Origin of the sequence: Shewanella litoralis (assembly GCF_009828585.1) — a bacterium.
Classification (GTDB): Bacteria; Pseudomonadota; Gammaproteobacteria; order Enterobacterales; family Shewanellaceae; genus Shewanella; species Shewanella litoralis.
This window is the reverse complement of record NZ_WSRZ01000010.1, coordinates 69,162-94,346: the sequence shown is the minus strand read 5'-3', so window position 1 is coordinate 94,346 and position 25,185 is coordinate 69,162. Positions and strand designations below refer to the sequence as shown.

Annotated in this window: 20 protein-coding genes and 1 other RNA gene; 7 read left to right on the top strand and 14 right to left on the bottom strand. The window is 42.5% G+C overall.

The window, feature by feature from the left end; genetic code table 11:
- Positions 1-1,003: 1,003 nt before the first annotated feature.
- From GQA99_RS09945 to GQA99_RS09935, 3 genes are read right to left on the bottom strand one after another with little or no spacing between them, the layout of a single operon-like run.
- Positions 1,004-2,713, bottom strand: coding sequence for a GGDEF domain-containing protein (locus GQA99_RS09945; RefSeq protein WP_160053734.1), 1,710 nt, complete (start codon positions 2,711-2,713; stop codon positions 1,004-1,006).
- Between the two features lie 47 nt (positions 2,714-2,760).
- Positions 2,761-2,967 (bottom strand): hypothetical protein, encoded by a 207-nt coding sequence (locus GQA99_RS09940; RefSeq protein WP_160053733.1) that lies wholly within the window; start codon positions 2,965-2,967, stop codon positions 2,761-2,763.
- 31 nt (positions 2,968-2,998) lie between these two features.
- Positions 2,999-3,832, bottom strand: a complete 834-nt coding sequence (locus GQA99_RS09935; protein WP_160053732.1) for an SAM-dependent methyltransferase — start codon at positions 3,830-3,832, stop codon at positions 2,999-3,001.
- A gap of 563 nt (positions 3,833-4,395) precedes the next feature.
- Here GQA99_RS09935 and GQA99_RS09930 point away from each other — a divergent pair.
- Positions 4,396-4,899, top strand: coding sequence for an outer membrane protein assembly factor BamE (locus tag GQA99_RS09930; RefSeq protein ID WP_160053731.1), 504 nt, complete (start codon positions 4,396-4,398; stop codon positions 4,897-4,899).
- Between the two features lie 351 nt (positions 4,900-5,250).
- Here GQA99_RS09930 and GQA99_RS09925 read toward each other — a convergent pair whose 3' ends face one another.
- The gene (locus GQA99_RS09925) at positions 5,251-5,586 is read right to left on the bottom strand and encodes an RnfH family protein (RefSeq protein WP_160053730.1); all 336 of its coding nucleotides are present in this window, start codon (positions 5,584-5,586) and stop codon (positions 5,251-5,253) included.
- The gene (locus GQA99_RS09920) at positions 5,576-6,013 is read right to left on the bottom strand and encodes an SRPBCC family protein (RefSeq protein ID WP_160053729.1); all 438 of its coding nucleotides are present in this window, start codon (positions 6,011-6,013) and stop codon (positions 5,576-5,578) included. The genes GQA99_RS09925 and GQA99_RS09920 overlap by 11 nt, the downstream gene beginning before the upstream one ends.
- 267 nt (positions 6,014-6,280) lie before the next feature.
- On the opposite strand from GQA99_RS09920, the gene smpB reads away from it, so the two are divergent.
- Positions 6,281-6,769, top strand: coding sequence for an SsrA-binding protein SmpB (gene smpB, locus GQA99_RS09915; protein WP_160053728.1), 489 nt, complete (start codon positions 6,281-6,283; stop codon positions 6,767-6,769).
- A 145-nt stretch (positions 6,770-6,914) separates the two neighbouring features.
- Positions 6,915-7,270, top strand: a transfer-messenger RNA (tmRNA) gene (gene ssrA / locus GQA99_RS09910).
- Positions 7,271-8,197: 927 nt separating this feature from the next.
- Here the strand turns inward: ssrA and GQA99_RS09905 are convergent.
- The 5 genes from GQA99_RS09905 to GQA99_RS09885 all read right to left on the bottom strand — a co-directional run bounded on the left by GQA99_RS09905 (position 8,198) and on the right by GQA99_RS09885 (position 12,422).
- Positions 8,198-8,704 (bottom strand): hypothetical protein, encoded by a 507-nt coding sequence (locus GQA99_RS09905; protein WP_160053727.1) that lies wholly within the window; start codon positions 8,702-8,704, stop codon positions 8,198-8,200.
- Between the two features lie 224 nt (positions 8,705-8,928).
- The gene (locus tag GQA99_RS09900) at positions 8,929-9,273 is read right to left on the bottom strand and encodes a zinc ribbon domain-containing protein YjdM (RefSeq protein ID WP_160053726.1); all 345 of its coding nucleotides are present in this window, start codon (positions 9,271-9,273) and stop codon (positions 8,929-8,931) included.
- A 200-nt stretch (positions 9,274-9,473) separates the two neighbouring features.
- Positions 9,474-9,665, bottom strand: a complete 192-nt coding sequence (locus GQA99_RS09895; RefSeq protein ID WP_011636565.1) for a ribbon-helix-helix protein — start codon at positions 9,663-9,665, stop codon at positions 9,474-9,476.
- Positions 9,666-9,825: 160 nt separating this feature from the next.
- Positions 9,826-11,148 (bottom strand): protein kinase, encoded by a 1,323-nt coding sequence (locus GQA99_RS09890; RefSeq protein ID WP_160053725.1) that lies wholly within the window; start codon positions 11,146-11,148, stop codon positions 9,826-9,828.
- Between the two features lie 230 nt (positions 11,149-11,378).
- Positions 11,379-12,422, bottom strand: coding sequence for an alkene reductase (locus tag GQA99_RS09885; protein WP_160053724.1), 1,044 nt, complete (start codon positions 12,420-12,422; stop codon positions 11,379-11,381).
- Between the two features lie 145 nt (positions 12,423-12,567).
- Between GQA99_RS09885 and GQA99_RS09880 the strand changes: the two genes are divergently transcribed.
- Positions 12,568-13,152, top strand: coding sequence for a TetR/AcrR family transcriptional regulator (locus GQA99_RS09880; protein ID WP_160053723.1), 585 nt, complete (start codon positions 12,568-12,570; stop codon positions 13,150-13,152).
- A 97-nt stretch (positions 13,153-13,249) separates the two neighbouring features.
- Here the strand turns inward: GQA99_RS09880 and GQA99_RS09875 are convergent, their stop codons facing one another.
- Positions 13,250-13,498: a TIGR02922 family protein gene (locus tag GQA99_RS09875; protein WP_160053722.1), complete on the bottom strand. Its 249-nt coding sequence runs from the start codon at positions 13,496-13,498 to the stop codon at positions 13,250-13,252.
- Between the two features lie 688 nt (positions 13,499-14,186).
- On the opposite strand from GQA99_RS09875, the gene GQA99_RS09870 reads away from it, so the two are divergent.
- The gene (locus tag GQA99_RS09870; RefSeq protein ID WP_160053721.1) at positions 14,187-14,912 is read left to right on the top strand and encodes a YebC/PmpR family DNA-binding transcriptional regulator; all 726 of its coding nucleotides are present in this window, start codon (positions 14,187-14,189) and stop codon (positions 14,910-14,912) included.
- A 64-nt stretch (positions 14,913-14,976) separates the two neighbouring features.
- Here the strand turns inward: GQA99_RS09870 and hpf are convergent, their stop codons facing one another.
- On the bottom strand, positions 14,977-15,333 hold the full coding sequence (gene hpf, locus GQA99_RS09865; protein ID WP_160053720.1) for a ribosome hibernation-promoting factor, HPF/YfiA family: 357 nt from the start codon (positions 15,331-15,333) through the stop codon (positions 14,977-14,979).
- Between the two features lie 417 nt (positions 15,334-15,750).
- Here hpf and GQA99_RS09860 point away from each other — a divergent pair, with 417 nt between their 5' ends.
- Complete coding sequence (locus GQA99_RS09860) at positions 15,751-16,401, top strand: DsbA family oxidoreductase (RefSeq protein ID WP_160053719.1); 651 nt, start codon at positions 15,751-15,753, stop codon at positions 16,399-16,401.
- 112 nt (positions 16,402-16,513) lie between these two features.
- On the opposite strand, the gene pulA is transcribed toward GQA99_RS09860, so the two are convergent.
- Together pulA and GQA99_RS09850 are read right to left on the bottom strand one after the other, a co-directional pair.
- The gene (gene pulA / locus GQA99_RS09855; RefSeq protein ID WP_160053718.1) at positions 16,514-20,851 is read right to left on the bottom strand and encodes a pullulanase-type alpha-1,6-glucosidase; all 4,338 of its coding nucleotides are present in this window, start codon (positions 20,849-20,851) and stop codon (positions 16,514-16,516) included.
- An 84-nt stretch (positions 20,852-20,935) separates the two neighbouring features.
- On the bottom strand, positions 20,936-23,890 hold the full coding sequence (locus GQA99_RS09850; RefSeq protein WP_160053717.1) for a TonB-dependent receptor: 2,955 nt from the start codon (positions 23,888-23,890) through the stop codon (positions 20,936-20,938).
- Positions 23,891-24,611: 721 nt separating this feature from the next.
- Between GQA99_RS09850 and GQA99_RS09845 the strand changes: the two genes are divergently transcribed.
- Entirely contained in the window at positions 24,612-25,052 is a 441-nt protein-coding gene (locus tag GQA99_RS09845) for an OsmC family protein (protein WP_160053716.1), read from the top strand.
- Positions 25,053-25,185: the final 133 nt, after the last annotated feature.

The following is a 25,185-nucleotide window of genomic DNA, read 5'->3' as shown; positions in this document are numbered from 1 at the left end:
GGGGTTAACGCAACATGCTGCGCTTATTCATGATTAACTGCATGATGTTGTGACTGTTACCTAATCATTTATCGTGACAAACTAAAACCTTCAAATGTCTGTTTCGTACTAAAAACTAACCAGAAACGTTTGTAATTGCAACAGTTTAAAATTGACCGAAACCATATTTTGACGATAAAACCAAGCTCGTAAATTGGTCTTACCAACAACAAATAAAAACCCTAAACTACTGATAAATGACAGAATAAAATTTAGAATCATTACCCTAAACAGTAATGGTAAAATTCATCTTACCAATTGACCAACAAATTCTTTTGGTAAAAATTAATGTAATAAAAATACTTACCGTAAATATTTTTATACAACTTTTTAATCTACAGACAAAAGTCGAACAACCTGGGTACGTTTTGAGCTTACCTTATGGTAAAGCGAAATTTAAATTTAAAAACAGCTATTTAGCAAAGCAAGAAAATAAACTAAATTTAAACGACCGTTTAAACATTACGTTTACGTAAAGGTAATAATAAGGGGGTTAATAACAAGTGAAAGAGTGAGTTACGTCACCCGATCAACAAGAACTCATTGATTGGTTTTTTTGCAAAAACAAATGCATTTTTTTTAAAAAATTGATAAAAATGTCGTATATGGTGCAAGTGAAATGATAAATGGTGCATTTGAAGTTATAAATAGTGCATTTGAAATGTTAACTGAATTCGACATGGTGCAAGTAAAAATGAATTCTATGCCTAAATAATTGCAAATTGGCACCATAGCAAGCATGTACAAGTAAAAAGTGACACTCAAACACTCGCGGGTAATCGCGCAGTACGGAATAATACCATTGCGCGTTAGTAAGTGATCTCTCAGCGAGAATTTAAAAGGGCTTAAACAAGGCGAATGGGGGTGAGGCAAAAATGGCTGTAGGCAAGCCAAGCTCAAATGAGGTCTCTATGAGGTAAAAAAGGGTAAAGACAGGCAACTAAATTGAAAATGTGCGCGCGGGTTATGCCATTGCGTCGTCATAGCAAAGAACACAATTACGGCCGTTATTTTTAGCACTATATAAGGCTAAATCCGCGCGTTGGATGAGTGGATCTAGGCTCAAGTCATCTTTACTTGCAGTGCTTACGCCACAGCTTACCGTAATGGTAAAATCGTGCCCTGAGTAACGGGTATTAATGCCACAGATTTCAATCCGCACAAGCTCTGCAAACGCGGCGGCGGCAGCTTGATCTTGCTTGGGCATAAAAATAGCAAATTCCTCCCCCCCCATACGGGTAAAAATATCATTTGCTCGGATCATCCCCTCAATGACTGAGGTGACTTTTTTAAGCGTCCAATCCCCCGTAGCATGGCCAAATTGATCATTAATGTTTTTAAATAAATCCAAATCCATCAGTAATACCGAAAATGGTTCACTCACCGTTTGCGCCTCAATAAATTCGACTTCTGCCAATTCCTGGCCTGTACGGCGGTTGTAAATCCCGGTTAGCCCATCACGCTGCGCTTGTTTCATAAATTGATTACGTTGCAGCCATGCAGAGATCAGCAGCAATAATAACCCGACAGAAACACCAACTAACAAGGTAGAAAACATAATTGATGAACTTTTATCTTTCATAAAAAGATCTTTTTGTTGCATCAATAATTCGTGGTCTTGCATTAAACTATTGTTTTCGCGATTTTTTTCAACACTGTCAAAACGCGCCATTTGATAGGCGTTTTCCTTCACTTTTTGTTCGTTTAAAATCTGCAAGCTTAATGCATTGGCCACCACTTGATATTGATATGCTTTATCATATTGCCCTTGCTTACCCGCCACTAAAGACAAGGCTTCATTAACACGCTTTTTCACTAATAAATTATTAGGCGCTATAGGCAGCTGGTTGACTTTATCGGCAAAAAATTTGGCTTGTTGAAAACGACCTAAATAAAAATAGGTCATGCCCAGGTATGAGTGGATTTCGTTAATCTCGACTTCAAATTTAAACTTTTGATAATCTTCTAGTGCTGTTAAAAACAACGTTTCTGCCCGCTTATAGTCTGCTTCTTCATAGGCAACAATAGCTCGGCCTTTGACCGACATTACAGCAATAAGTGGAAAACCTTGTTCGGCACAATACTGTTCTGTGTCGCTAAAAAGACTCGATGCTTGTTCAAGCTGCTTTAAACGCAAATTGGCAACCGAATAATACAACATCGAATAACACTGGTTTTTAGGATTTTTTCCTTGATTGAGCTCAAGAGCCAACTGCGAAATACGCAACATTTCGTCGTAAGCCTCTAACTCTAAATAGACGTTTAATAGCCGATTATAGGTGGCAATTTTAATGCTATTGTCTTGGTAATTATGTATGCGGGCTAAATTAGTCTCTAGTTGGGTAAAAGCCTGTTTGTAGTCTTTAAGCCCAATACTGACCGTGACTTTGTATAAATAAATCCGCGTTAAAATATCATCTGGCGGGTTAAAAGATAACGCACGCTCTAATGCAATATCGGCTTTGTTATACTCAGCGAGGTAGAGATGTTTAACGCTTATGAGCATATATAAGCGGCTTTTTTGATTATTCGACAGCTCTGACTCCTGGCTTAACAGAGAGTCTAATGTCGCAATGGCACTTTGGGTGTCGGTGTGCATAAAGTTTTCTGCAGTATCAAGCTCTGCATCGACTTCATTTGCATTAGCTATCACCGCGTTACTTAACAGTAACACGGTAACCAACCATTTAATGCAAAAGCGAATTAGCAATGTGCCCATCGCTATGGTGTGGTAATTATTTGGAACATCTGCATCTCATCATCTCCGGCTAGCTGACGAATAAGGGCTTTATCGCCTGACATTACCGCAGCGATTTCGACATCGGTAATGCCATTAGCTTTCATCACACCACGAGGGTCTTGCTGATAAGCTTCTAACAATGCAGCATCTGTACCTAATTGAGTAAAAAATTGGCTTAAGTTCGACATATTGTGCCTTACGGGTTGTAAAAAGTATTATCTAACCAAGATCCATTTCACTAATGCCTAATTTTGCAAGCATGGCAGGATTTAATGCTAATGCTTGCTGAGGCGGGATCAATAATGTACTGATGGTCGTTAACCGAGCGTCAGGTAAATCCGCTAAAGCGATACGCTCCACTCTTGGCGATTGAACAGCTAAATTTGCGGCTTCATAAATGACAACCTCATGCTCAAGCGAATACCACTGCGATAAGTGCTCAACCAATATCTGTATTCTCGCTTTCGTTGTACCAAACTGAGTTAATGTATGCTCGCCAGCCAGCGCGATTTGCCACAACACCAGATGCGCGCATCTGTTAGGTACATGTTGATACAGCATAAACTGAGTGGCTTCATAACTTTGATGACCACTGCCACCAGGGTCTATTCCCAAATCGGCCCATAAACAAGCCTCAGCTGAAACACCGGCAAGCATTTTAGCGCTAAACCCTAACAATGTAGCTTGCTCAATTGCCATATGAGAAACACACGAAAACACCCCAGGATGGCCATACAAAGCGCATACCACTATTTTATTGGCGCGCACTTCAGCTAACATGACATCCACCATTTGCTGATAACTGTCACGTCTATTTTTAATCTCGCCTGCTTGAGCATAATAAGGTTGTAGGGAGCGCACATCATCATTAAAAGTCGACAACCACCTGTCGGTAAAGCCGTCTGGCACCAACGAAAACACCACATCAGCCAGCTCAATATAACTGATGCTGAGTTGGCCTATTTGCCCTGCAAGTTGTATCCCAGTGCCGACACAAATTAATTGACCGTGTTTTATTGGCTTGTTGATGAATTGCTGTGGCTCTGTTGTCATTGTGCCATCTTATTTTATTTATAAGTAAGGTATAAATTAGCGTCACTGTTTAAATTAAACACTTTAATGACTATTTACCAACATTACCACAACACGGCACTGAAAATATCGTCAGTATTATGACAACACCCAGTTAGAGGCGGTGTGATATGTCGCGCGCGCCATATTTCTGTAATGGTCAAGTATTCCTCGACAAGATTGAAATAGCGCCATTTAAAAATTAAGATTGAAACGCAACTGGTGCTGGGCTAATACCATTTAGCATTAAGTAAGTGACCACTCATAATGCCTCCAGCGTTTTTTGATTAAGGCGTCGCTATGATGTGATGATTGTTCCCTATCAAATAGCGAGAACACAGAGCGAAAGCGGCTGAGGCATTCCTTTGAGGCGAGTGTTAATCGCAATATTGTTTTAAATGAGCTTTTCTGGTCATTTTATTTACAAAAAAAGGAACTTACGCCCAGATATTCACTCAAAGCCACAACATCTTCTAATCGGCCCTTGTCAGCATAGGGACAGCTTGGGTATGATGACCGACAGAATTTAGGAAGTAGCGCAGACAATGATAAACAAAAAACAAAGTCTTACCCTTGTAAGCGCAGTAGCGCTTTCACTATCTATGAGCGGATGTAGCGTTTTTGATTGGCTAATTTATAAGCCTGATATTCCGCAAGGTAACTACATGGAAACGCAGCAAGTTGAAAAACTCCGCATTGACATGAGTAAAGAACAAACTGAATACATTTTAGGCCGTCCAGTGTTACGTGACAGTTTTGCTGACGACACGTGGTACTATGTGTATCACTTCAAAAGTGGCCGTAATGCAAAAATCACTCATAAAGAACTCATCGTTCATTTTACTGGTGATAAAATCTCTAGCGTAACTGGCGATTACGATTTAAGTAACGAGTTCAATACACCACTTGAATTGAGCACGTTACCATCGGTAAGCGACGCTGACTTACAGCCGTTATTACCTGAAGTACGCCCAGATGCAAAACCACTGGTAGAGGAAACACGTCCAACGTTAACCAATCAACCAGAAAAAACCAACGAGCCTGATTGATTCATTATCAGCGCCTATAAAAAAGCAGAATCGGTTGATTCTGCTTTTTTATACCAATTCCATTAATTATCTGGTCATTCAGCGGGAGTTCTGTGTCTTCTAGGCAAGTAATAGAATTGTAGGCATAGTTGCTCTACGTCAAAATGCTATTAAGCAGCATAGAAGGCACAGAAACCCGCCTTGCAGGAGGCACTCAGACCGTTCATTTCTTTGTTGCATCGTCTTAGAAGGGAATAACCATTATTACAACAATGCGCCTCAAACTGAACAATCTGAGTGACTCTGATTGGTCACATAATTAATGGAATTGGTATTATATCTACAATAAAATCGAAAGTGCACGTACTTCGATTAACTGACCTTCGCACCGGTAATCTTATTAATCCGCCCTTCATCTTTGGCTTTCTCTGCACGTTTACGACGCACGTCTTTAGGGTCTGCAATCAAAGGACGGTATATTTCAACACGTTGCCCAGGCACAAGCACTTCATCTTGTTTAGCCGATCTGCTAAAGGTGCCGAGCTTAACGTCATCGAGGTTTATCTCAGGGAAAAAATTCACCATATTACTTTGAACCACAGCTTCAATAAACGTGGTGCCAGGAGTCACCATCACCGTGATGATTTTTTGCTGCTTTGGTAAGGCATAAATGACATCAACGGCAAATTGTTCTGTTTTACTTGTCACGATAAATTACCTTTGCTCTTTCGGTAAATGCCATCACCATCGACGACATTAACTCTTTAAAAATTTTACCAAATGCCATATCAACTAACCTGTTTGAAAATTCAAAGTCTAAATCAAACTCCACTTTACAGGCTTCGTCAGTTAATTCAGTAAATTGCCATAATCCATGCATATACTTAAAAGGACCATTTTCAAGCTCTAGGGAAATCGTTTTTGCCTCAACAACTTGATTGCGCGTCGTAAAGGTTTTGCTGATCCCAGCTTTACTTACATCAACAGATGCCACCATGGTTTTACCGTCAAACGCTAGCACCTTTCCCCCAACACATCCGGGTAGAAAAACATGATACGACTCAACATCATTGACTAAATCATACATCTCTTTGGCACTAAATCTAACCAGCATACTTTTGGCAATCTTGGGCATCTGACATCACTATAGTAAAAACAATGGGCGGATTTTATCACGTTAAACAAAAAAGGCATCCGCCATGACGCTAAATCTCGTGGTTAATAGCACAATAGGCAATAAACTAGGTATAATCGTTGAAATAGACAAAATCTCCCCCATATCTTTTATATCAATGGTGTTAATTTAAAACCTTAATATAATAGCACTTATTAAATGGGCTAACTGCTGACTGTCAGCTCGTTCTCTTAAAGAGTTAAAGCGACATTCACTACGGTAAATACAATGGTAAAGAAAAAAACAGCAAATGCCTCAGCGAGCATCGCACGCAACAAGCGCGCGACTTTTGAATACCGCATCGAAGACAAAATCGAAGCAGGATTGCAGCTGATGGGCTGGGAAGTTAAGTCTATCCGCATGGGTAAAGTTAACTTATCAGACTGTTATGTATACATTAAAGAAGGCGAAGCCTTTATGCATGGTTGTACAATTCAACCATTAAATACGGCATCGACCCATGTAATATGTGACCCAATCAGAACCAAAAAGCTGCTACTAAAGCGCAGTGAAATTGACAAACTTGCCGGCTTAATTGAACGCCAAGGCTACACCTTAGTGCCATTATCAATGTACTGGCGCAAAGGTGCCTGGGTAAAAGTGGAAATTGGCCTAGGTAAAGGTAAAAAAGATCACGACAAACGTGAAGACACGAAAGAGCGCGAGTGGAAAATTGAAAAAGCACGCGTAATGAAAAAAGATAAAGAAAACGCTTAATCTCGTCAGTGGGCCGCATAAACGATTAAAACAGATAAGTTGTTATTGAACATAGGCCTATAACGAACAGATAGTGAACAAACGATTATATTTTGTTAATGGACACTAGGTATTCGTCCAACAACACGTTATGATTAACTCAATTGGGGGCGATTCTGGATTCGACAGGATTCACGAAACCCAAGGAGCATGTCGAGGGGCGGTTGGCCTCGTAAAAAGCCGCACCGTTATAGTTGCAAACGACTCTAACTACTCTCTAGCAGCTTAGGCTAGCTAGCCATCAACCACACGTTTCGCACGTGGACAGTGGATTCTGATGGTCATATTACAGTGTGCTAGCGAGGGAACTCCGTCCGGGGGTGAACCGCGAAACAGTACCGGACTCACCAAGTAGCATCCTGTCTTTCGGAGACTGCTTGGTTAAATAAAAGAGAGACTAAACATGTAGTGCCGAGGATGTAGGCTTTCTGGACGCGGGTTCAAGTCCCGCCGCCTCCACCAATTTATAGAAGGGCTTAGCAGCAATGCTAAGCCCTTTTTGTTTGCAGTGTCCACAAATTGCCCACGCAGCACTAAAAGTTTGTCCACATGTTGCCGTTTTCCATGGTTTGTTGGGTTTGAATTTAAATAAATTTTTAGCTAATACATCAATGTCCCTAAATGTATTTCAAAAATGGCCTTCAGCCACTAACGTCGTGGTGCTTCGCCTGCATCAGATTAATGGTAGTAATTTGTCAATTTATGCAGGTTAATTTAATCATCTTATCCCGGTAATGCTTTGAGCCGGGATCCAGGTGTTTGCTTTGTACTTTTGTACTTTTGTACTCATGGCCTACGGCCACTAACGTCGTGGCGCTTCGCCCACACCAGATTAAGATCGCAAGGTTCCACCCTGCACGGGCCAAAAGGGGATCAACAGCAATCCCCTCTTGGATCACCCCTGCCGTTCCGGCAACATTTTCGCTTTTAACCAAACAACGGCAGCGAAAAAGTTGCGACGGAAAATTATCGAGCTTTTCACCTCGTTTGTAGCCAGCCTCGGCCTTATTCGAAAATGCTAACGCTTCAGATGGGGCGTCCCTTCCCCTCCAAAGCTAGCTGGCCGTCCATGGCCAGCTCACGTCATTTTCTTCAACGGCCTCAAGTCCAGAGTTGAATCAACCAATTACAAGCAAGTAGGAAATGCAAATGTCACAATCACATGGATTTGAAAGAGTGACCTTAGTGCAATCGCTTCTGTGACACGCTGTAACCCCATCCATGGGCGCTCTGCGAAAACATCCATGTTTTCGAAGGTCACAGCCGCGCTTGCACCTGTAATTTTACTCTCTTCGATTTAGCGGTGTTTGTTGCTATTAATATAAGGAAATCAATTACTTTAATTCCTCATGTAACTTAAACTTAAAGAGCTTAAAATTAACAACATCTTCAGTCACCAAAATCAATGGTTTGTTTAAAAGGAGGGAATTTATCTCTATAAATTGACTCATACTCAAATTCTAACTCAATCTTATTAAGAGCCGATACCAGAGATTTTTTAATATTTAAATCATTATGGACTTCTGTAGAAATTAGCCAATGCGGCTGAAGTGGAACCAAGGAGCCTTGCATTCCACCTAAACCGAACTGAAAATGATTGTCCGTTAATTCAGGGAATAAACTTAAATATTTTCTATCATCCAACCTAAACTGAAACCCATTTTTTTTAATGAAGGCGCTAGTTATTATTGCTGGACCAAGTCCTTGATTTACTATTTTAAGACCGAGCGTATTATCTCCAGAAACAATAACATAAACTGATATAATAGGTCTCACCGACAGCTTGTTATGTTTCCTTGTTATCATTCCTTGCCAGATAGTTGTAACTAAAGCACATAGCGCGATTAATATGGATGATATGGCAATTATAATTTCAGCAGTTAACCAAATAGGCATAACGAAATCTTTTGTAAATTCAAGGTTAAACCAAGATATCTGTATCTACAGGTAATTACAATCATCCACTTATTTACTCACAGCAGCTTTAAAAGTATATGTCCAACTGAGAAAATAAGCAGCTAACAATAAAAAATCCCCGTTGATATTGCTATCAGCGGGGATTTTTTATTAACCAGACTAAAGCTGATTTATGATCACTTAAACGACTCGTTCAATCGCTATTAGTTTTGTTTTTTTACAAACTGCGATTTCAGCATCATTTGGCCGTTACCGTCGACTTTACAATCGATGTCGTGATCGCCTGTTGAAAAGCGGTTGATCACGGCTTTGGTGCCGACTTTAAGCACAAGTGATGAACCTTTAACTTTAAGATCTTTGATTAAGGTGACTTTGTCGCCTTCTGCCAATAGGTTACCCACGGCATCTTTTAAAATGATGGCGTCTGGATCAACCACTTCTTCATTTGGGTTCCACTCATTGGCGCATTCTGGGCAAATTAATAATGTACCGTCTGAATAAGCATAAGCAGATTCACACTTTGGGCATGGCGGGATGACATCACTCATAAATTCACTCTCTGTTTTTTTAGCTTATATCGAACAAGATAAAGGCACTAAGGCATTGTTCAAAAAGCGTTATCGACTGGCATGAGATAGCCACTAAAACCACCTCACCTTAAATTGTAATCGCATTATAATGTTATTATCACAAATTGACTAGCCTAAGCCGTTAGGCTCAGTTCACACTCCACCGTAAAAACGCTAGATTAGCTTTTAACTTGCGGGTTCGGTCGGCTTTGATTGTCACCAAAACTGACATCGTGTTTTTCAAGATATTCACGAATAAGCTGACGGGTAACTTGTGATGGAGTGAGATCTTGTGCCGCACACAATTGCTCAAATGCCTGCTTTTTTAGCGGGTCCATTAGTACAGTAAAACGGGCAGTTTTGTTTTCCACTGGTGATGACCTTTAATTACAACATGATAATTTGATTATAATGCAGTGTTAAGTTAAAGGCCATATTTCACAGCGGATATTCAAGGGGAGTCAGCAATGGCGCTCTGCAATGCAGCATAGCAATACGAATTACATTGCTAAGCATAATCATAGTGGCAGCTTATGTCATGCTGGCTAACTGTTGTTTAAGGTCATTAAAACTCGGTCTGGCGCTTAAGTTAGGCTGCAAGCAATCTTGCACTAATTGGTGTAGCGCTTGCGCCTTGGGGCTGTGAGGGTGCTCAATCAGATTTAGCATGTCTTCAATCATGTACCCAAACGCCCTCACCTCAATGGCTTGCATTAACACACGACGCTCGGGGCTGAACTGGTTTAAGTTAGATGCGGCGCCAAAGTCGCCAAATAACACATTGCCTTGCGGGTTAATCATGGTGTTGTGGGCATAAATATCACCATGGCTAATTCCATTTTGATGTAAATGGGCCAAAATATCGGCCATTTGGGTCGCTATGTTAATAATACGAGACTCACTAAAGCGGGTGTTTGGCTCAAAAGTATCGCGGCTACAGGTTTGCAATGATGGCGGTAAGCCTAAATTGGCGTAACTTGGCGGAATAAGCTGCATCACTAGGCCTAATTGATCGGCCTGGTTAATTTGCGCCAATACATTGATCAAATTAGGATGCTCTCCTGCGGTTAAGCAGCAATCAAGCTCGTCTGCAGGGTAACCGTCGCTGGTGATCATGCCTTTGAACAGTTTTACCGCGACCTCATCATTATAACTAAATTCAGCCGTTCCGTGCTGCAAAGCCATATGTGATGCTTGATAAATTAATCCAGAAGCGCCCTGCCCGAGCAATTGACCTAACTGAAATTGCTGTAACGGTACTGTCGGGACTCGCGTGTTATCACAGTGCTCAACATGACTAAAACGATTACCTGAAAAAGCCAACCAGGCCAATTTTGGCAGTTCAAATAACCATTGTGGTAACGCATCAAGTTGATTGGCAGACAACCTGAGTAAAGCCAATCGATGACAATTTGCCATACTGGCCGGCAATGAAGTTAAACGATTACCCGCTAATGCCAGTTTTTCAAGGCGATAACACTGGCCCAAACTGTCAGGCAATTGTTCTATCTGATTGTCGGTTAAAATTAACCAGCGGGTTTGTTTTGGGATTGATGCGTCTGATACCGTTCGAATTTGGTTGGCTTTAAAACCAATCATTTCTAAATTGGGGCATTGGCCCAGTACATCAGGTAAATGTTCGAACAGGTTATTCGACAAAAACAGGATTTTTAATTGATGTAAATCGGCAAAGTTGTCAGGTAGAGACGACAATTGATTATCAGTTAAATCGAGCACTTCAAGCGTATCAGCTAACTCAAATAGTTTAGTTGGGAACTCATGCAGCCCCTGGGCGATTTTGACCCGTTGAGCACCTTGTAATAAACCATCATTGAGTTGTTGTAATGTATGCATAACGCTTCTCTGTACCGAAAAATGTCGACATAGTAATAGACTGCTCTCAGGGAGACAAATTTATGGCAAAAAAAGACCACAGCAAAAGCTGTGGTCAAGACGGATGCTAAAAACACAAATTGGGGTTGATCATTTAGCGCCACTCATTGGCATTAGCATGGCAATAAGTGGATTCCTACAAAAATACGCTTATATAATCCGTAAGGATTAGCCACGCAAACAACAAAAACTTAAATCAATTCAGTTAACATTGTGTCGGCGTAAGCGACTAACTCTTCACCGTCACGCACCTTTGCCACATAATCTGGGTTAGCAATAAACGGGCGACCAATAGCTAATAAATCAAACTTATTCGCCTCAATTGCAGCACTGCCTGTTTCTGCGGTGTAACTGCCCACGCCCACTAATGTGCCCGTGTATACGCTTCGAAGGTAAGCCGAGATGCTGCCACCCAGGTAATCAAACTCCATTGAGTCGTCAAAAATACCGCCGTGTAAAAACGCTAAATTGCGCTTAGCCACCTCAGGTAATAAATAATCAAATACTGCGCGGTCACGTGAGTCACCAGCCATATTGAAATAAGCACCTGGAGACACACGTAATGCAGTGCGATCTGCGCCGATACGCGCAATAACAGCATCGACCACTTCTAACGCAAAGCGTGACATGTTTTCAGGGGTTTGGCCGTATTCATCTTCACGACGGTTATTGTCGTGATGTAAAAACTGGTCAATTAAATAGCCATTCGCGCCGTGAATTTCAACGCCGTCAAAACCTGCATCAATCGCGTTTGCAGCCGCTTGAGCATAATCAATCACTAATTGTTTAATGTCTTCAATTGTGGCGGCTTTTGGCGTTTGGTAAACCAGTTCGCGCATTCTTGGCACTGTGCCTTCAACCGCTTGGGCAGAAGATGATAATACGTCACCACCGCCAAAAAAGTGTGGGTGAGCCACACGGCCGGTGTGCCATAACTGGGCAAAGATTTTACCGCCATTTTTGTGCACAGCGTCTGTTACGACACGCCAGCCATCAATTTGTGCAGGGGTAAATAAACCTGGAGTGTTTGGGTAACCCTGACCATCGGCGCGAATAATGGTCGCTTCACTGATAATTAAGCCCGCTTCAGCACGACGCGCATAATAGTCGGCAATTTGCTGTGTCGGCACTAAGTCATCATCCGCCATACAACGCGTTAATGGTGCCATTAAAATCTTGTTTGATAATGTTAGGGTGTCATTGAGTTTGTAAGGTGTAAATAAACTGGCCGTCATGTGACGATCTCCTTTCTTGAATATGTATTCAAGAATATTCTTAATTGAGCACACATTCAAGTATTTTTTGAATAGTCGATCAAATTTAGTTAGACTCAAGACATATGAGTTATCACGCTTTGTTATTGACCAAAAGTGGCCGAATATGAGACATGCTGAATTTGATAAACAAAAAGTGTTACGCGCTGCGATGTGTACCTTTATGGTGAATGGATACGCTAAAACCAGCATGCAGGATCTCACCAAAGCAACCGGATTACATCCTGGGTCAATTTATTGCGCGTTTGATAATAAAAAAGGCCTCTTTATTGCGGCAATTGAACAATATCAACTCGACCGAACTCAGCAGATGCAACAGTTATTTACTAACGAGCGCTCGGCTTTAGATAACCTAAGGGATTACTTAGGGTTAATCGTGCAAGAAGGTTTAAGTTGCGATGCAACTCAATCGTGCTTATTGACCAAATCGTTAAGTGAAATGGGTGAGCAAGATGACCAAATCAAACAAATAACCTGTGAGTTTTTACAATCATGGCATCAAGCCTTATCGCAAATATTTGAACGTGCGAAACAACAACAATTGATCCCGCAGCAAAGCGACAGCCAATTTTTAGCACAATATTTGGTGATGGGAATTTATGGTTTACGGACAGTCGCCACAACACAACCCTGCATTGAAGTATTACAGCCTCTCGCTGACAAGTTATTGCGTGATTTAATCAGTGGCTAGAGTGATATATTGGGTAAAAAGTGAATAACATTGATTTGTTGAGACAATAAAAAAGACACGTGAGTGTCTTTTTATGTTTGCAAGTGACTGAGTAAGATTAGCCGACGGTACGCTGCGAATACACGCGCTCGCCTAGTGCGTTCAATATTGTGCATTCACCTTCAAGTACCGCAATAATCGACTTACCACGTCTAAATGACTCGGGGATCATCACTCGGCCCGTTTTGCTCACTTCAAGGTCAGTTAACACGGCGTTATACATTTCAAGGCCAGCGGGTGCTTCGTAAAACAGCACGGTAACAGTTGCGCTTGATACTTGACCTGCAGCTGCAGATTCAGATTTCATATTAGGACTCTCATTTCTAGCATACTTAATCAGTGTAGAAATAATATTGATACTTGTAAAATACCAACATCAACTCAGAATATATGGCAACAATCTCTGGTATAAATCCATGAACATTGCCACAGAGAAGTCCTTTCTCTTATCATTATATTTTAGTAGGTAATCGATACCACATAGTTAAATTGTATTATCGATTGGCCTCATTTGATACATAATATTAACACATCTGATGTGTAAATATCGGTATTTCGAACAAACTCACATTCAGAGCGATGGCCCTAATAATGATAATTATCGTGTTATCAAGCCTATATACCCAATCAACTTGAAGATACGTGTTTCAGAGCTTCACCGTGTTTTCAATACTAGGCGCGTTAATGCGGTAATGTAGGCACCTTATAAATTGACGCAACAACGTACTGGGAACACGGTGAAACTCCCAAAGGGCAAGTTTTACACGCGTTTATGCTGCGGATGTTGTTAATTTAGCTGATTTTGGAAAGGGAACGACCATTACCCGCAATCAATGCCTTGCCTAAACGCGTGTAAATTCTTGCTGAAGTCGAGCATCTTCGGGTTGTTTGGGTATATTATACAAAATTTAGAACCTGCACCTAAACAGCACCCATTATTCCTGCTAGAATCGATGACAATTTTTAGCCTTAAACATTTATAAAACGAGATTAAGATGGGCAGAGCATATCAAAATAAAAAAGAGTCCATGGCGAAAACCGCTGGCCAAAAGACACGAATTTACTCACGTTACGGCAAAGAGATTTATATTTGCGCCAAAGGTGGTGTTGACCCCGACGGTAACCTAGCACTGCGAAGCTTAATTGCCCGTGCGAAAAAAGACCAAGTACCCGCCCACGTTATTGAACGTGCTATTGAAAAAGCGCGTGGTGGTGGCGGTGAAGATTATGATACTGCTCGTTATGAAGGTTTTGGTCCTGGTGGCTGTATGGTCATTGTTGACTGTCTAACCGACAACGGTAATCGTACTTTTACTCAGGTTCGTCAGGCTTTTGTTAAAAATGATGCCAAATTGGGTAGCCCTGGTACAGTTGGCCATATGTTCGAACATCAGGCTGTATTTGTGTTCGAAGGCGAAGACGATGAAGCCATTCTTGAGTTACTTATGATGGCTGATGTTGATGTAACTGACGTTGAGCTAGAAGATGGCATCATCAGTGTTTTTGCCCCGGTATCTGAGTTTAACAATGCGCGTACCGCCTTAACAGAAGCTTTCCCAGAGATTGACTTTAAGGTTGAAAACTTAGCATTTGTGCCACAAACGATGACAGAGCTAACAGGCGAAGATGTGGAAAACTTTGAAAAGTTTTTAGCTGCTCTTGATGATTGTGATGATGTACAAAACGTGTACCACAATGCAGAGTTTAGCGACGAAGAATAAATATTAATCACTGAAATAAAAAACGCAGCCCTTGAGCTGCGTTTTTTGTTAGTGAACCAATGGATTAACGAAGATCCATCTCTTGTACTTTTTCATAAGCGATTTCAGGCGCCGTGACATCCGGCTTTTCATGTAAATCTGCTTTAAGTTGGCCTTTACGGTGTTTCAGAGCAGCATCTAATTTTTTAGCAGCGCTGGTAATGGCTGGATACATTACTGCGTTGTTACCTTTGGCAGCAATTCGAGTTCCTTCATAGTTGGTTCGAATTTCAACATCAAATTCACCGTGTTCTTTGGCGATGATGATATCTAGCGAAATAAGCGTTGGGAAATGGCTAGCTATTTTAGCGAATTTTTCTTCTACGTGTTGTTTGACAGTATCAGTAACATCAACATGGTGACCAGAAAGATTTATTTTCATAGATTGTCCTTAACAGAATTTTACTTGCCAAATATATCGCGTGGTACAAATGCATGCTGACATAAATAACATCGTTGTACAAATGCATGCTTACATAATTAGACATGGGGCATGTGGGCAATATCACAAGTGGTTAATTTGATCATGTGATGTGTGCATCAAGACCAATATTGTTAAAACCAACTTGCATGGGCTATATCAAATAGACCTAACCCCTACATTGATTAAACATCAGATTACTGTTTAAGTATAGACACATTTTTAGCGCCATTGGGTGCAACTTTTGTGTTGTTTATACAAATGGTGATAAACCCATCAATTAACCGCTAAAAGCAGTTAATTTATAAGCAAATATAGCAATTTTTATTTTTTAGGTTTAGCAAAATTAAGCCGAATTAATCATTAATAGGAACGACCATGGCAACAAAACCACTCCAAATTGATATCGTTTCAGACGTAATGTGCCCATGGTGCATTGTCGGTTATCGCCGTCTTGAACAAGCACTAAGCCAATTTGATGACCTCGATGTCTCACTACAATGGCACCCATTTGAACTTAATCCTGCAATGGGGCCAGAGGGTCAACATTTAGGCGAACACATTGCCGAAAAATACGGTTCAACGCCAGAGCAAAGTGCACAAAACAGACAACAGCTCACTCAAATGGGTGCCGATTTAGGTTTTAAATTTAATTTTTCAGACTCATCGCGTATCTATAACACCCTTCTCGCACACCAGCTACTGTATTGGGCTGCTGAGTCTGGTAAACAAACTGAGCTGAAACTGGCGTTGTTCACCAGCTACTTTACCGAGCAGAAAAACCCAGATGATATTGACGTGTTAGTTGAAGCTGCCACCAGCGTGGGGTTAGATGCAGTTGAAGCACGCGCGGTATTAACCGACAAACGTTATGAAAAAGCAGTAAAAGAAGAAGAGCAATTATGGATAAGTCGTGGTATTCAGGCCGTACCCGCCATCGTATTTAATCAGCAATATTTAGTCTCTGGCGCGCAAGAACCCGCTACCATCGCAGAGTTAATCACTAAGCTCACCACAGACGCGGCATAACTTATACCATTGCGCGCTGCGCAAAAATGAATAAAACAAAACCCAGCATGAGCTGGGTTTTGTGTATTTGAGCACTAAAATAGCACGTGCTTAAGCGTTACGTAGTCAACACCTAGTTTAGCTTAGTGACCATTAACGTTGGTGACTCCGCATTCGGACCCGTTACCCTAAAGCGATAGGTACCGGCACTTGGCGCATCAAAATGCATGTTAGCGCCTTTTTTTGTTAAGGTTTTTAACATGCCTTGTACTACGACCTCATCACCGGCTATGGCGCCAAAGTCGATGGTAGACCAATCTGCCGTTGCAATTTTAAACTCATTGTCTCCTGCAGCTAATGCAATATCAACGTGATAAACAGATGACCCTTGATAAGCTAAGGTATCCACTTCTCCCCAGCCATTCATGCCGCCACGGATAAACACGGTATTGCCGGCAAACATCTCTGTTTTGTTGATGGTTAACACCGGCTCGCTGCGATTACTCATGTCGAAGGTAAAACTGTACATTGCATCAGTGTCTATTGTGACACTTAAGTTGCCACCTTTTACCGCAAGCACTTTCTCAATGCCAAGTTGAATAGCCCCATTGGCATCTGCACTGCCGTAATCCACGGTGTCCCAGTCACTTGAGGCGACTTTAAAGCCTTTAGTGCCTGCGGTAACCATGATTTCAGCACGATACAAGCTACCACCGAGATAAACCATTTCGTTGTCGGTAGACCAGCCATTCATGTCACCGCGCAAAAATACCGGTGTATCGACAAACGGCTCTTCGTTATACACAGACAATACCGGGTTTGCTTTATCAGCAACATTGAGCGAGAACACATACGTTGCATCACGGCTGGCGGTAAAGGTCATATTCGCCCCTTTTGCTAGCAGCAATTCTGCAATGTTTTCTTCAACAACGGCAACATCACTCGATAACGCGCCAAAGTCAACGGTACTCCAATCGGCTGAGGCAATTTTAAAGTTATAGCTATTGGCGGTGAGCGAAATAGCAAGACGGTATTCACCATTACCGACATAGGTCAATTTATCCACTTCGCCCCAGCCGTTCATATCGCCGCGCACAAACACTTCTGTGCTGCCAAATGGCACTACATCTGGTGCGCCAGCCGTGGCATTGGCTTGTAAACCTTCGCCTTGTTCATCACCTTGTATTTTAACAAATACCGCCGTGGTATAAGGCGGTACAGTAAAGGTGCCCTCGCCATCGCCTTGACTAAAACTGGCATTTTGCACAGCATTGTCTACCGATCCTTGTTGTATTGCATGTAAACTAAAACCTGCAGCGGTTGCAATAGTGTGCGATTTGGCTTCATTACTGCCGTTCACCATCACCACCATGGCATCAACGCTTGGGTCTATATCCGTTACGCCTTGGCCATCGTCGATACTCATGACGATCACGCCTTGCTGCTGGTTTTTACCAATATTGTGAAAACCAACACGATCGATAATGTCTTGAGCTGTGGTTAACCGAAATAGCTTACTGGCATGGCGAATGGCCAAAAACTCGTTAAATACTGCTGACGCAAATTCTATCTCTGACATTGACGCCGCAGCATTAGGGTTAGCCGATATACCACTGATGACCGTCCATTTACTTTCATTATCTTGTGCTAGCGGCAGGCCAACGTTCCAGTTATTGCTGGTTTTAGTAAAATCTACCCAGTTAAACCAATCGCCAGCATCATAGGTATTACGATCCATTGATTTTGAGCGCAGTAAATCGCCACCCATTTGTAAAAACACAATGCCCTGGCTCATTAATGGAATGGTCGCAGCAATATTTTGCACACGCACACGATGTTCAAGTGACAAACCAACATCATGTTTATATTGTAAAATATCCCATAACGTTTCGTTATCGTGCTTAGACACATAATTAATGCTGTCTGCTGGGTCTAACGCATATGCGGTTGGTTGGCTGTTCCAGCTAAAGCTGCTGCCTTTGGCTGAGTTACCGTTAAAGTCTTTTAAAACGTATTGTTGTAAGTTACCCGCCATCGACAACCGTAAGGTGTCTTGATCGCGCAGGTAGTCATCTTTGATGTCGGTGGCAAATAATGCCCCGCCTCGGACGGCTTCTCGAATACGGTCGTTAAAGGTACCCACTTCGCTACCGGCCATATTGGCCTGTACAGCTTGCTCAAATAACCGATTGTCGGCCACTTCACCAAAGTTCCAACCTTCGCCGTAAAAGTAGTTGTCAGGGTCAACCGCTTGCACGGCTGCACGGGCCTCTAAAATACTGCTTTTAGGCATGTGTCCCATCACATCAAAACGGAACCCGTCATAACCATACTCTTTGGCTAAAATCACCATCGAATCGGTAACAAACTTGTTCATCATTTTATGTTCTGTGGCCGTATTGTCGCAGCACGTTGAGGTTTCGATTTTACCGCTGATTTCGTTATATCTGTGGTAATAACCTGGTACTACTTTGTCAAATACAGCATTGTCCCATAACCCTGAGGCACTGGTGTGGTTATAAACCACATCTAATACCACTCGTAGGCCAATTTCGTGCAAGGCCTGGTTCATGGCACGTAACTCTTTCACCCTTGCCACACCTTCAGGGCTTGAGGCATAACTGCCCTCTGGCGCAATAAAGTGATGTGGATCGTAGCCCCAGTTAAAACCATCATAACTGCGCAATGCACCAACAAGATCTTGTGCGTCGGCAGAACCTGGCAAAAAGTCACTTAACACCGACTCAATCGTGGCGGCTTTGTCTTGGGTTTTACAGGCGTTGGCTGCATCGCTAATTTTGCTGCATAGCTTGCCTAAGGTATCGGTTATCTCAATACGCTTACTGACATCTTCGTCAATCGTTGCGATGTCGGTTGTCGGTAACACATGGAAATGGGTCACACCAGTTTCAGCCAGTTGGCGTAAATGGTTAACGGGTGCGCTGTCTAGCTCAGTAAAAGCCAGGTATTTACCCCGGTTGGCCGCTGAAGTACTTTGGTCTCTAGCACTGAAATCTCGCACATGACCTTCGTAAATCACAATATCTTCTGGAGTGTCGACGGTCGGAATATCATGACCATCCCAACCACTTGGTTTAAGGTCGTCATCGCTTAGGTTGATAAACTGGCTGTAACGGCCATTAGTTGACACATTTAGCGAGTATGGGTCGGTGGTTTCTAGGGTTTCGATTTTTTTCGATAATGGGTGATACACCTTCACCTCATAACGATAATATTGACGGTCTAAGCTCATGGCGCCTTGGTAGAACCAAATCCCTGTCGTGGTATTTTCGGTCATCGCGTGGGTATTAATGAGTTTTTTAGTGGCATCAAACACTTTTAGATTAACCGACAAAGCCGTTGGCGCCCACACATTGACATTGATGTTACTGCCATCGAAAATCACACCTAAATCTGCTTCATCGGCGTCATTGTCGGCTGTTGTGTATAAGTCATCTAACACTTTTGCCGCTTGCACATAGGTTGCAGCAACCGGTTTATTGTCACTGTCATAGGCCACCAGCACTAACTGCTCTTTAGCCATTGTTTTGGCTTGCTCGGTACTTAAATCAATCTGGTAAGCAGGCCAGCTGGCAAGATGTGGCACCAGGGCTTTTAGATTGTCGTTGAGCTCGGTTTCGGTTAATTCAATTTGCGCACCATTGATGTTGCCATCGTTATCAGCCTCAATGCCTGCTGTGGCAGAATGATGCAATACAAACTTGGCGATGCCGTCTGTGGGTTCATTCCATACCAGAGTTTGCTTATCTAACCAATGCGCACTGGCACCGTCGATTGAAAAGCCCACCTCTAAAATAGGGTAATCGTACACATCACTTTCGCCATGAATCGTAAAGTTTGCTCGATTAAACTGCGCTTCTGGGGCGCTATCATCGGCAAATGGCTTAAGATTCATGACGAGGTCACTGTCGCCTAATGCTTTGCCTGAGCCTTCGGTGCCCACATGAATAATAAAGTTACCGCAGTCGCTGTAACCTTCTTTTAGGTTGATTAACCAATAAGCGCCGTAGTTAGGATCGATACCATCAAATGGATGGCCATTCGCCCAATCGCTTGAATCATAAGGAGGGGCATAAGCATCGCAGGTATCGTTGTTCCAGGTATGTAACTTGTAACCTGGATAATTTGGGTTAGCGCTGCTGTTGTCTTTGTCTTTAATACGGTTGTAATACAATACAGCTTGATTTGGCCCAGCCAATACCACTGGCACCGGCAAGTCTGGGTTATACCCCACAATACAGCTTTCGTTTTTAACGTCTGGAAACTTTGGTGCCGGGCAACTCAATGGCGGCGGTGCGACGCATTCTGTCCCTGCTGCATTAGGTACATTAGGCACATTACAGGTCAGTAACACTTCACCTGGGGCAGACGAATCACCACCACAGCCCATTAGTGCGGTCATACTCAGTGCCAATACACTCAGCGTAGACATTGTTGATTTGGTCATCATGACTGACTTCTCCCTCTTGCATCTTGCCTGTTGGCAAGCGAATGATTTTTAATTGTTGTTATGAGTTGTAAATCCGCATATTGATTACATGGCATAAGTGAACCCCAAATAGAATTCGCGGCCAAAGTATTGCAATGTGCCTGTTTTGCTTTGCGTGCCAAAGTAGCTTTTGGTCGGTTCGTCGGTAAGGTTATTCACCTGGAACAACACCCCTATCGCGTCGTTAACTTGATAAGAAGCCTGATAGTCGATAACGGTCTCGGCATCAAAATTAACCACTTGCTCGTTAATCGCCACTTGCTCAGAAACAAACTCATCGCGGTAGCGTGCACTCACACGGGTTTCGAACCCTTCATAAGCATAAAATAGCGTTGCGCTGACCACGTTATTTGATAAACCGGGTAAATCTTGAGTCGTTGTGTCACCACCGAGACTGGTAATCGATTGCACTTCCGATTCGGTGTACGAATAACTGGCGTTAAAACCTAAGCCAGACCATGCATCGGGTAACGAGGCAAATACTTGGGTATAAGCAAGCTCAAGGCCACGAATATAACCGCCTTTGGCGTTGTTCACTGCGGTGGTATAAGTGCCATTTGTGGTCTCAATTTGCTCGCCACTGTCTTCGTCGACAATAAAGTCCGGCACGTTAAAACCATTGCCTTCAAAGTCAAAATTCTCAATGGCGATGGTATCGATAAAGGAGTCAATATTTTTGTAGAACACTGCGGCAACGAAGGCGCCTTCATCAAAATAATACTCATAAGATAAGTCATATTGATCAGCGTAAAACGGCATTAAAAAAGGGTTGTTGGTACTCGAACCGTTAATTTCACCATCGTCTGATACTGATGCACTAATATCACCGGCTAAACGGTTAATGGGTGGACGCGACATAACTTTAGCTGCCGCAACGCGGATTTGAGAGTCGTCAGTCACTTTGAAGTTGAGGTTAATTGAGGGTAAGTAGTCGGTGTAACTCACTCCTTGAACGGTTGGCACATAATTTTGGTTAATAATGCCGATGCTGTCAGCAATATTTTGCGCCCCTAGATTGATGTCTCCTTCAACATTTTGCAACATCGTCGCAGATTGATCGGTATCCACCATGCGCACGCCCACATTACCGGTTACCGGTATGCCTGCAATTTCGCTATTGATATTGGCCATCACATAAGCGGCCAACACTTCTTCGTACACTTCACCGCTTTGTAAAACAGTCCACGAGTAATTCGTGGTGTACCCTTGAGGATCGACAACACCGTCAGCATTGCCCCAGGTTTGCACCGGTTGCGGAATGCCCTCTGGGAACCAGGCATTTAATGCGGCATCTAAATCAATGGCCAAATACGATGGGAAATAACTAAAGTCCCCTTGCCAATCAACCACTGTCGTCATGTCTTCGGTTAATTGCAGTGGCGGTTCTGACTTAGAAAATGCGCCATCGTTGCCGTATTCAAATACCGAGCGGTCGTTTGAGTAGGTACGATCAGAAAAACGAGCACCAAACTCAACACTCGAAATATAATCTGTGTCCAGATCGTATTTAAAATCAAGGAGGTAGGCTTTAACTTCATCTTCATTTACAAAAGGATAAATACCGTATTTACTTACCATGACGCGATTAATGTCTGAAAAAGCCTCCGCCTGATTAAAGCCTATATCGGGTAAGTCTAAGCCATTCAATTGGTAACTAATTGACACGTTTTCGTCAAATATGGGTGTATCAGCATTGGCGTCAACCGCCACATTTGACCAGAGCAAACCATTACGAAAATCACTTTTTGCAGACGATAATGACACATCCACATTTACGTTTAAGCGATCGGTGACCTGCCAATCGGCATTAATACCAAAGCTGTTGACTTCATCAAAGTCCTGGTTGTCGTCGTTAACGATTTCAACGCGGGTATAACTTTTTGAGGTACGGTTAAACGTGCCGCCAATGACACTGTTGCCATCAAATACTGGATTAGCGACACTGGCATTGCGCCCGCCTAATTTAACTCGATAACCACGTGCAAACGATTCGCTGTCAAAGCGCGACATAAATGCATCAGCTTTAAGCACAAAGTTATCAACCGGCGCCCATTCAATCGCGCCCATGTAACCATTTCGAGTTTCAACACCACCCAGATGTTGCATTTCAAACCCTTCGCTGATGTATTCAAAATCAGGATTATCGACAGGACCATTGGTGTCATTGGCAACCCCATCTAACTCTTTAGCGTCGTTATACGCAAGCCCAATAAATTGAGTTGCGACACTGGGTTGATCTAAACGAGCGTAACCCACCGCCACGCCCAGGGTATCTTCTAAAAATTTACCCTGATAAGAAAAACTCAAACGACTGCCGTATTCTTCGGCGCCAAATACTTCACTGGCGCGGTCGTTGTGCATGCCACGAGCATTAACAATAAAGCTGTGATCTTTCTCAATACTCAACGGACTTACGGTTTGTAGCTCAACGGTACCTGCAACTCCACCCTCAATTAACGAGGCTTTAGGCGATTTATACACAGCGGCGGAACTGATTAGCTCAGAGGGATATTGGTCAAACTCAATACTACGTGATCCACTGGTCGATACCTGTTCGCGGCCGTTTAACGTTGAAAAGACAAAGCCACCAGACATACCGCGAATATTAATTTCTGCCGCTTGACCACCGGTTCGCACAGCAGAAATACCGGGTAATCTCGTCAGCGCATCAGCCATCGACACATCAGGTAATGCACCTAAATCGTCGGCAGAGAGTTGCTCAGATACAGTATCGCTAAAGCGTTTTGAATTGAGCGAGTCAATTAAGCTTCGGCTATAACCTTTTACCGAAATACGCTCAATTTCTTGATTATCATCTACTGAAATACCTGTCTGTGCTTCTGGCTTTTCAGCGGCATTGACCTCGATTGACTCCTGGGTTGGATTGGCTTTAATTGCCTGTTCAGCATCATTTGCAGAAGCGGCAGTGGCAATGAACATTACGCTCATGCCTGCAGCAGCTAATGCTAACGCTAATACACTGGGTTTACTTTTGAGCATTGGTTTTTCCCTCACCATATCGACTTATTAGTGATCCAATACTCAGTTATACCGCGTCAACTAACCGTAATATCGGACATTTATTATCCCGATATACTAGACATTAGCCTGAATAACAAACAACACAATGCATACGTATTCATTACATTTTGATAACATATAGAGGTTAAACGACAAATAAAAAATGATGCAGACAGAGCGACATCACCCCGTTTTCGTGACTTACTAACCCGACAGTATTGACGGTTTACTCCCCGATGTTAACTGTTGTTATTTCGACACAGATCATGTTTATTTGAACAATATTTTTTACAGCTAACGCATGGACATTTCGTCTTGCTTGGTGTTGAATAAGTTATCGCTTTACTCACCTTCGCTCTGACAGTAAACGGTACATTGAGTCGTGATAAATACCACTATACCCAAACAACTTGAAGAGACGTGTTTCAGAGCTTCACCGTGTTTTCAATACTAGGCGCGTTAATGCGGTAATGTAGGTACCTTATAAATTAGCGCAACAACGTAGTGATAACACGGTGAAACTCCCAAAGGGCAAGTTTTACACGCGTTTATGCTGCTGCTTTTGTTAATTTAGCTGATTTTGGAAAGGGAACAACCATTACCCGCAATCAATGCCTTGCCTAAACGCGTGTAAATTCTTGCTGAAATCGAGCATCTTCAGGTTGTTTGGGTATATATAAAGTGGCTTAAGGAGTACAGAATGGGCTTTAAAACAACGGTTAATTGGCAATCTTCACCCAGCGAAGAAGGTGAGTTTAATCGCGATCATGAGGTTAAGTTTGGCACCGGACAAACTATCCAAGCGTCATCAGCGCCAGAATACAAAGGCAATGCAGAAAAAGTGAACCCAGAGGAAAGCTTGTTAGCGGCGTTGTCGTCGTGCCACATGCTGACGTTTTTAGCGATTGCCCATTTAAAGCGACTGCCCGTGTTGAGCTATGTAGACCATGCGACTGCCGATTTAGGCAAAAATGAAGCGGGTAAAGTGGCGGTCGTAAAAATGACCCTTGAACCAACAGTGACCTTTGCTGAAGGCATTGAAGTGGACCAGGAAACCTTAGATAAAATACATGAAAAAGCCCATGCAAACTGCTTTATTGCTAACTCAGTTGCCTGTGAAGTAGAGATTAAAACCAACTAAGCAACGCATTAACCCGCGTTAGGTTTAATCATCATTAATAAAAATGCCCCTACCAAATTGAATTTGGCAGGGGCATTTTTTACTTAACCTGAACGAGGGATAAGGTTACTTACAAACTGTGCTTACAAACGTG

What these genes read in the sequence shown, in the direction of transcription:
- GQA99_RS09940 (WP_160053733.1), bottom strand. Translation starts at nt 2,967, where the DNA reads ATGTCGAACTTAAGCCAATTTTTTACTCAATTAGGTACAGATGCTGCA.
- GQA99_RS09935 (WP_160053732.1), bottom strand. Translation starts at nt 3,832, where the DNA reads ATGACAACAGAGCCACAGCAATTCATCAACAAGCCAATAAAACACGGT.
- GQA99_RS09930 (WP_160053731.1), top strand. Translation starts at nt 4,396, where the DNA reads ATGATAAACAAAAAACAAAGTCTTACCCTTGTAAGCGCAGTAGCGCTT.
- GQA99_RS09920 (WP_160053729.1), bottom strand. Translation starts at nt 6,013, where the DNA reads ATGCCCAAGATTGCCAAAAGTATGCTGGTTAGATTTAGTGCCAAAGAG.
- smpB (WP_160053728.1), top strand. Translation starts at nt 6,281, where the DNA reads ATGGTAAAGAAAAAAACAGCAAATGCCTCAGCGAGCATCGCACGCAAC.
- GQA99_RS09905 (WP_160053727.1), bottom strand. Translation starts at nt 8,704, where the DNA reads ATGCCTATTTGGTTAACTGCTGAAATTATAATTGCCATATCATCCATA.
- GQA99_RS09900 (WP_160053726.1), bottom strand. Translation starts at nt 9,273, where the DNA reads ATGAGTGATGTCATCCCGCCATGCCCAAAGTGTGAATCTGCTTATGCT.
- GQA99_RS09890 (WP_160053725.1), bottom strand. Translation starts at nt 11,148, where the DNA reads ATGCATACATTACAACAACTCAATGATGGTTTATTACAAGGTGCTCAA.
- GQA99_RS09885 (WP_160053724.1), bottom strand. Translation starts at nt 12,422, where the DNA reads ATGACGGCCAGTTTATTTACACCTTACAAACTCAATGACACCCTAACA.
- GQA99_RS09880 (WP_160053723.1), top strand. Translation starts at nt 12,568, where the DNA reads ATGAGACATGCTGAATTTGATAAACAAAAAGTGTTACGCGCTGCGATG.
- GQA99_RS09875 (WP_160053722.1), bottom strand. Translation starts at nt 13,498, where the DNA reads ATGAAATCTGAATCTGCAGCTGCAGGTCAAGTATCAAGCGCAACTGTT.
- GQA99_RS09870 (WP_160053721.1), top strand. Translation starts at nt 14,187, where the DNA reads ATGGGCAGAGCATATCAAAATAAAAAAGAGTCCATGGCGAAAACCGCT.
- hpf (WP_160053720.1), bottom strand. Translation starts at nt 15,333, where the DNA reads ATGAAAATAAATCTTTCTGGTCACCATGTTGATGTTACTGATACTGTC.
- GQA99_RS09860 (WP_160053719.1), top strand. Translation starts at nt 15,751, where the DNA reads ATGGCAACAAAACCACTCCAAATTGATATCGTTTCAGACGTAATGTGC.
- pulA (WP_160053718.1), bottom strand. Translation starts at nt 20,851, where the DNA reads ATGATGACCAAATCAACAATGTCTACGCTGAGTGTATTGGCACTGAGT.
- GQA99_RS09850 (WP_160053717.1), bottom strand. Translation starts at nt 23,890, where the DNA reads ATGCTCAAAAGTAAACCCAGTGTATTAGCGTTAGCATTAGCTGCTGCA.
- GQA99_RS09845 (WP_160053716.1), top strand. Translation starts at nt 24,612, where the DNA reads ATGGGCTTTAAAACAACGGTTAATTGGCAATCTTCACCCAGCGAAGAA.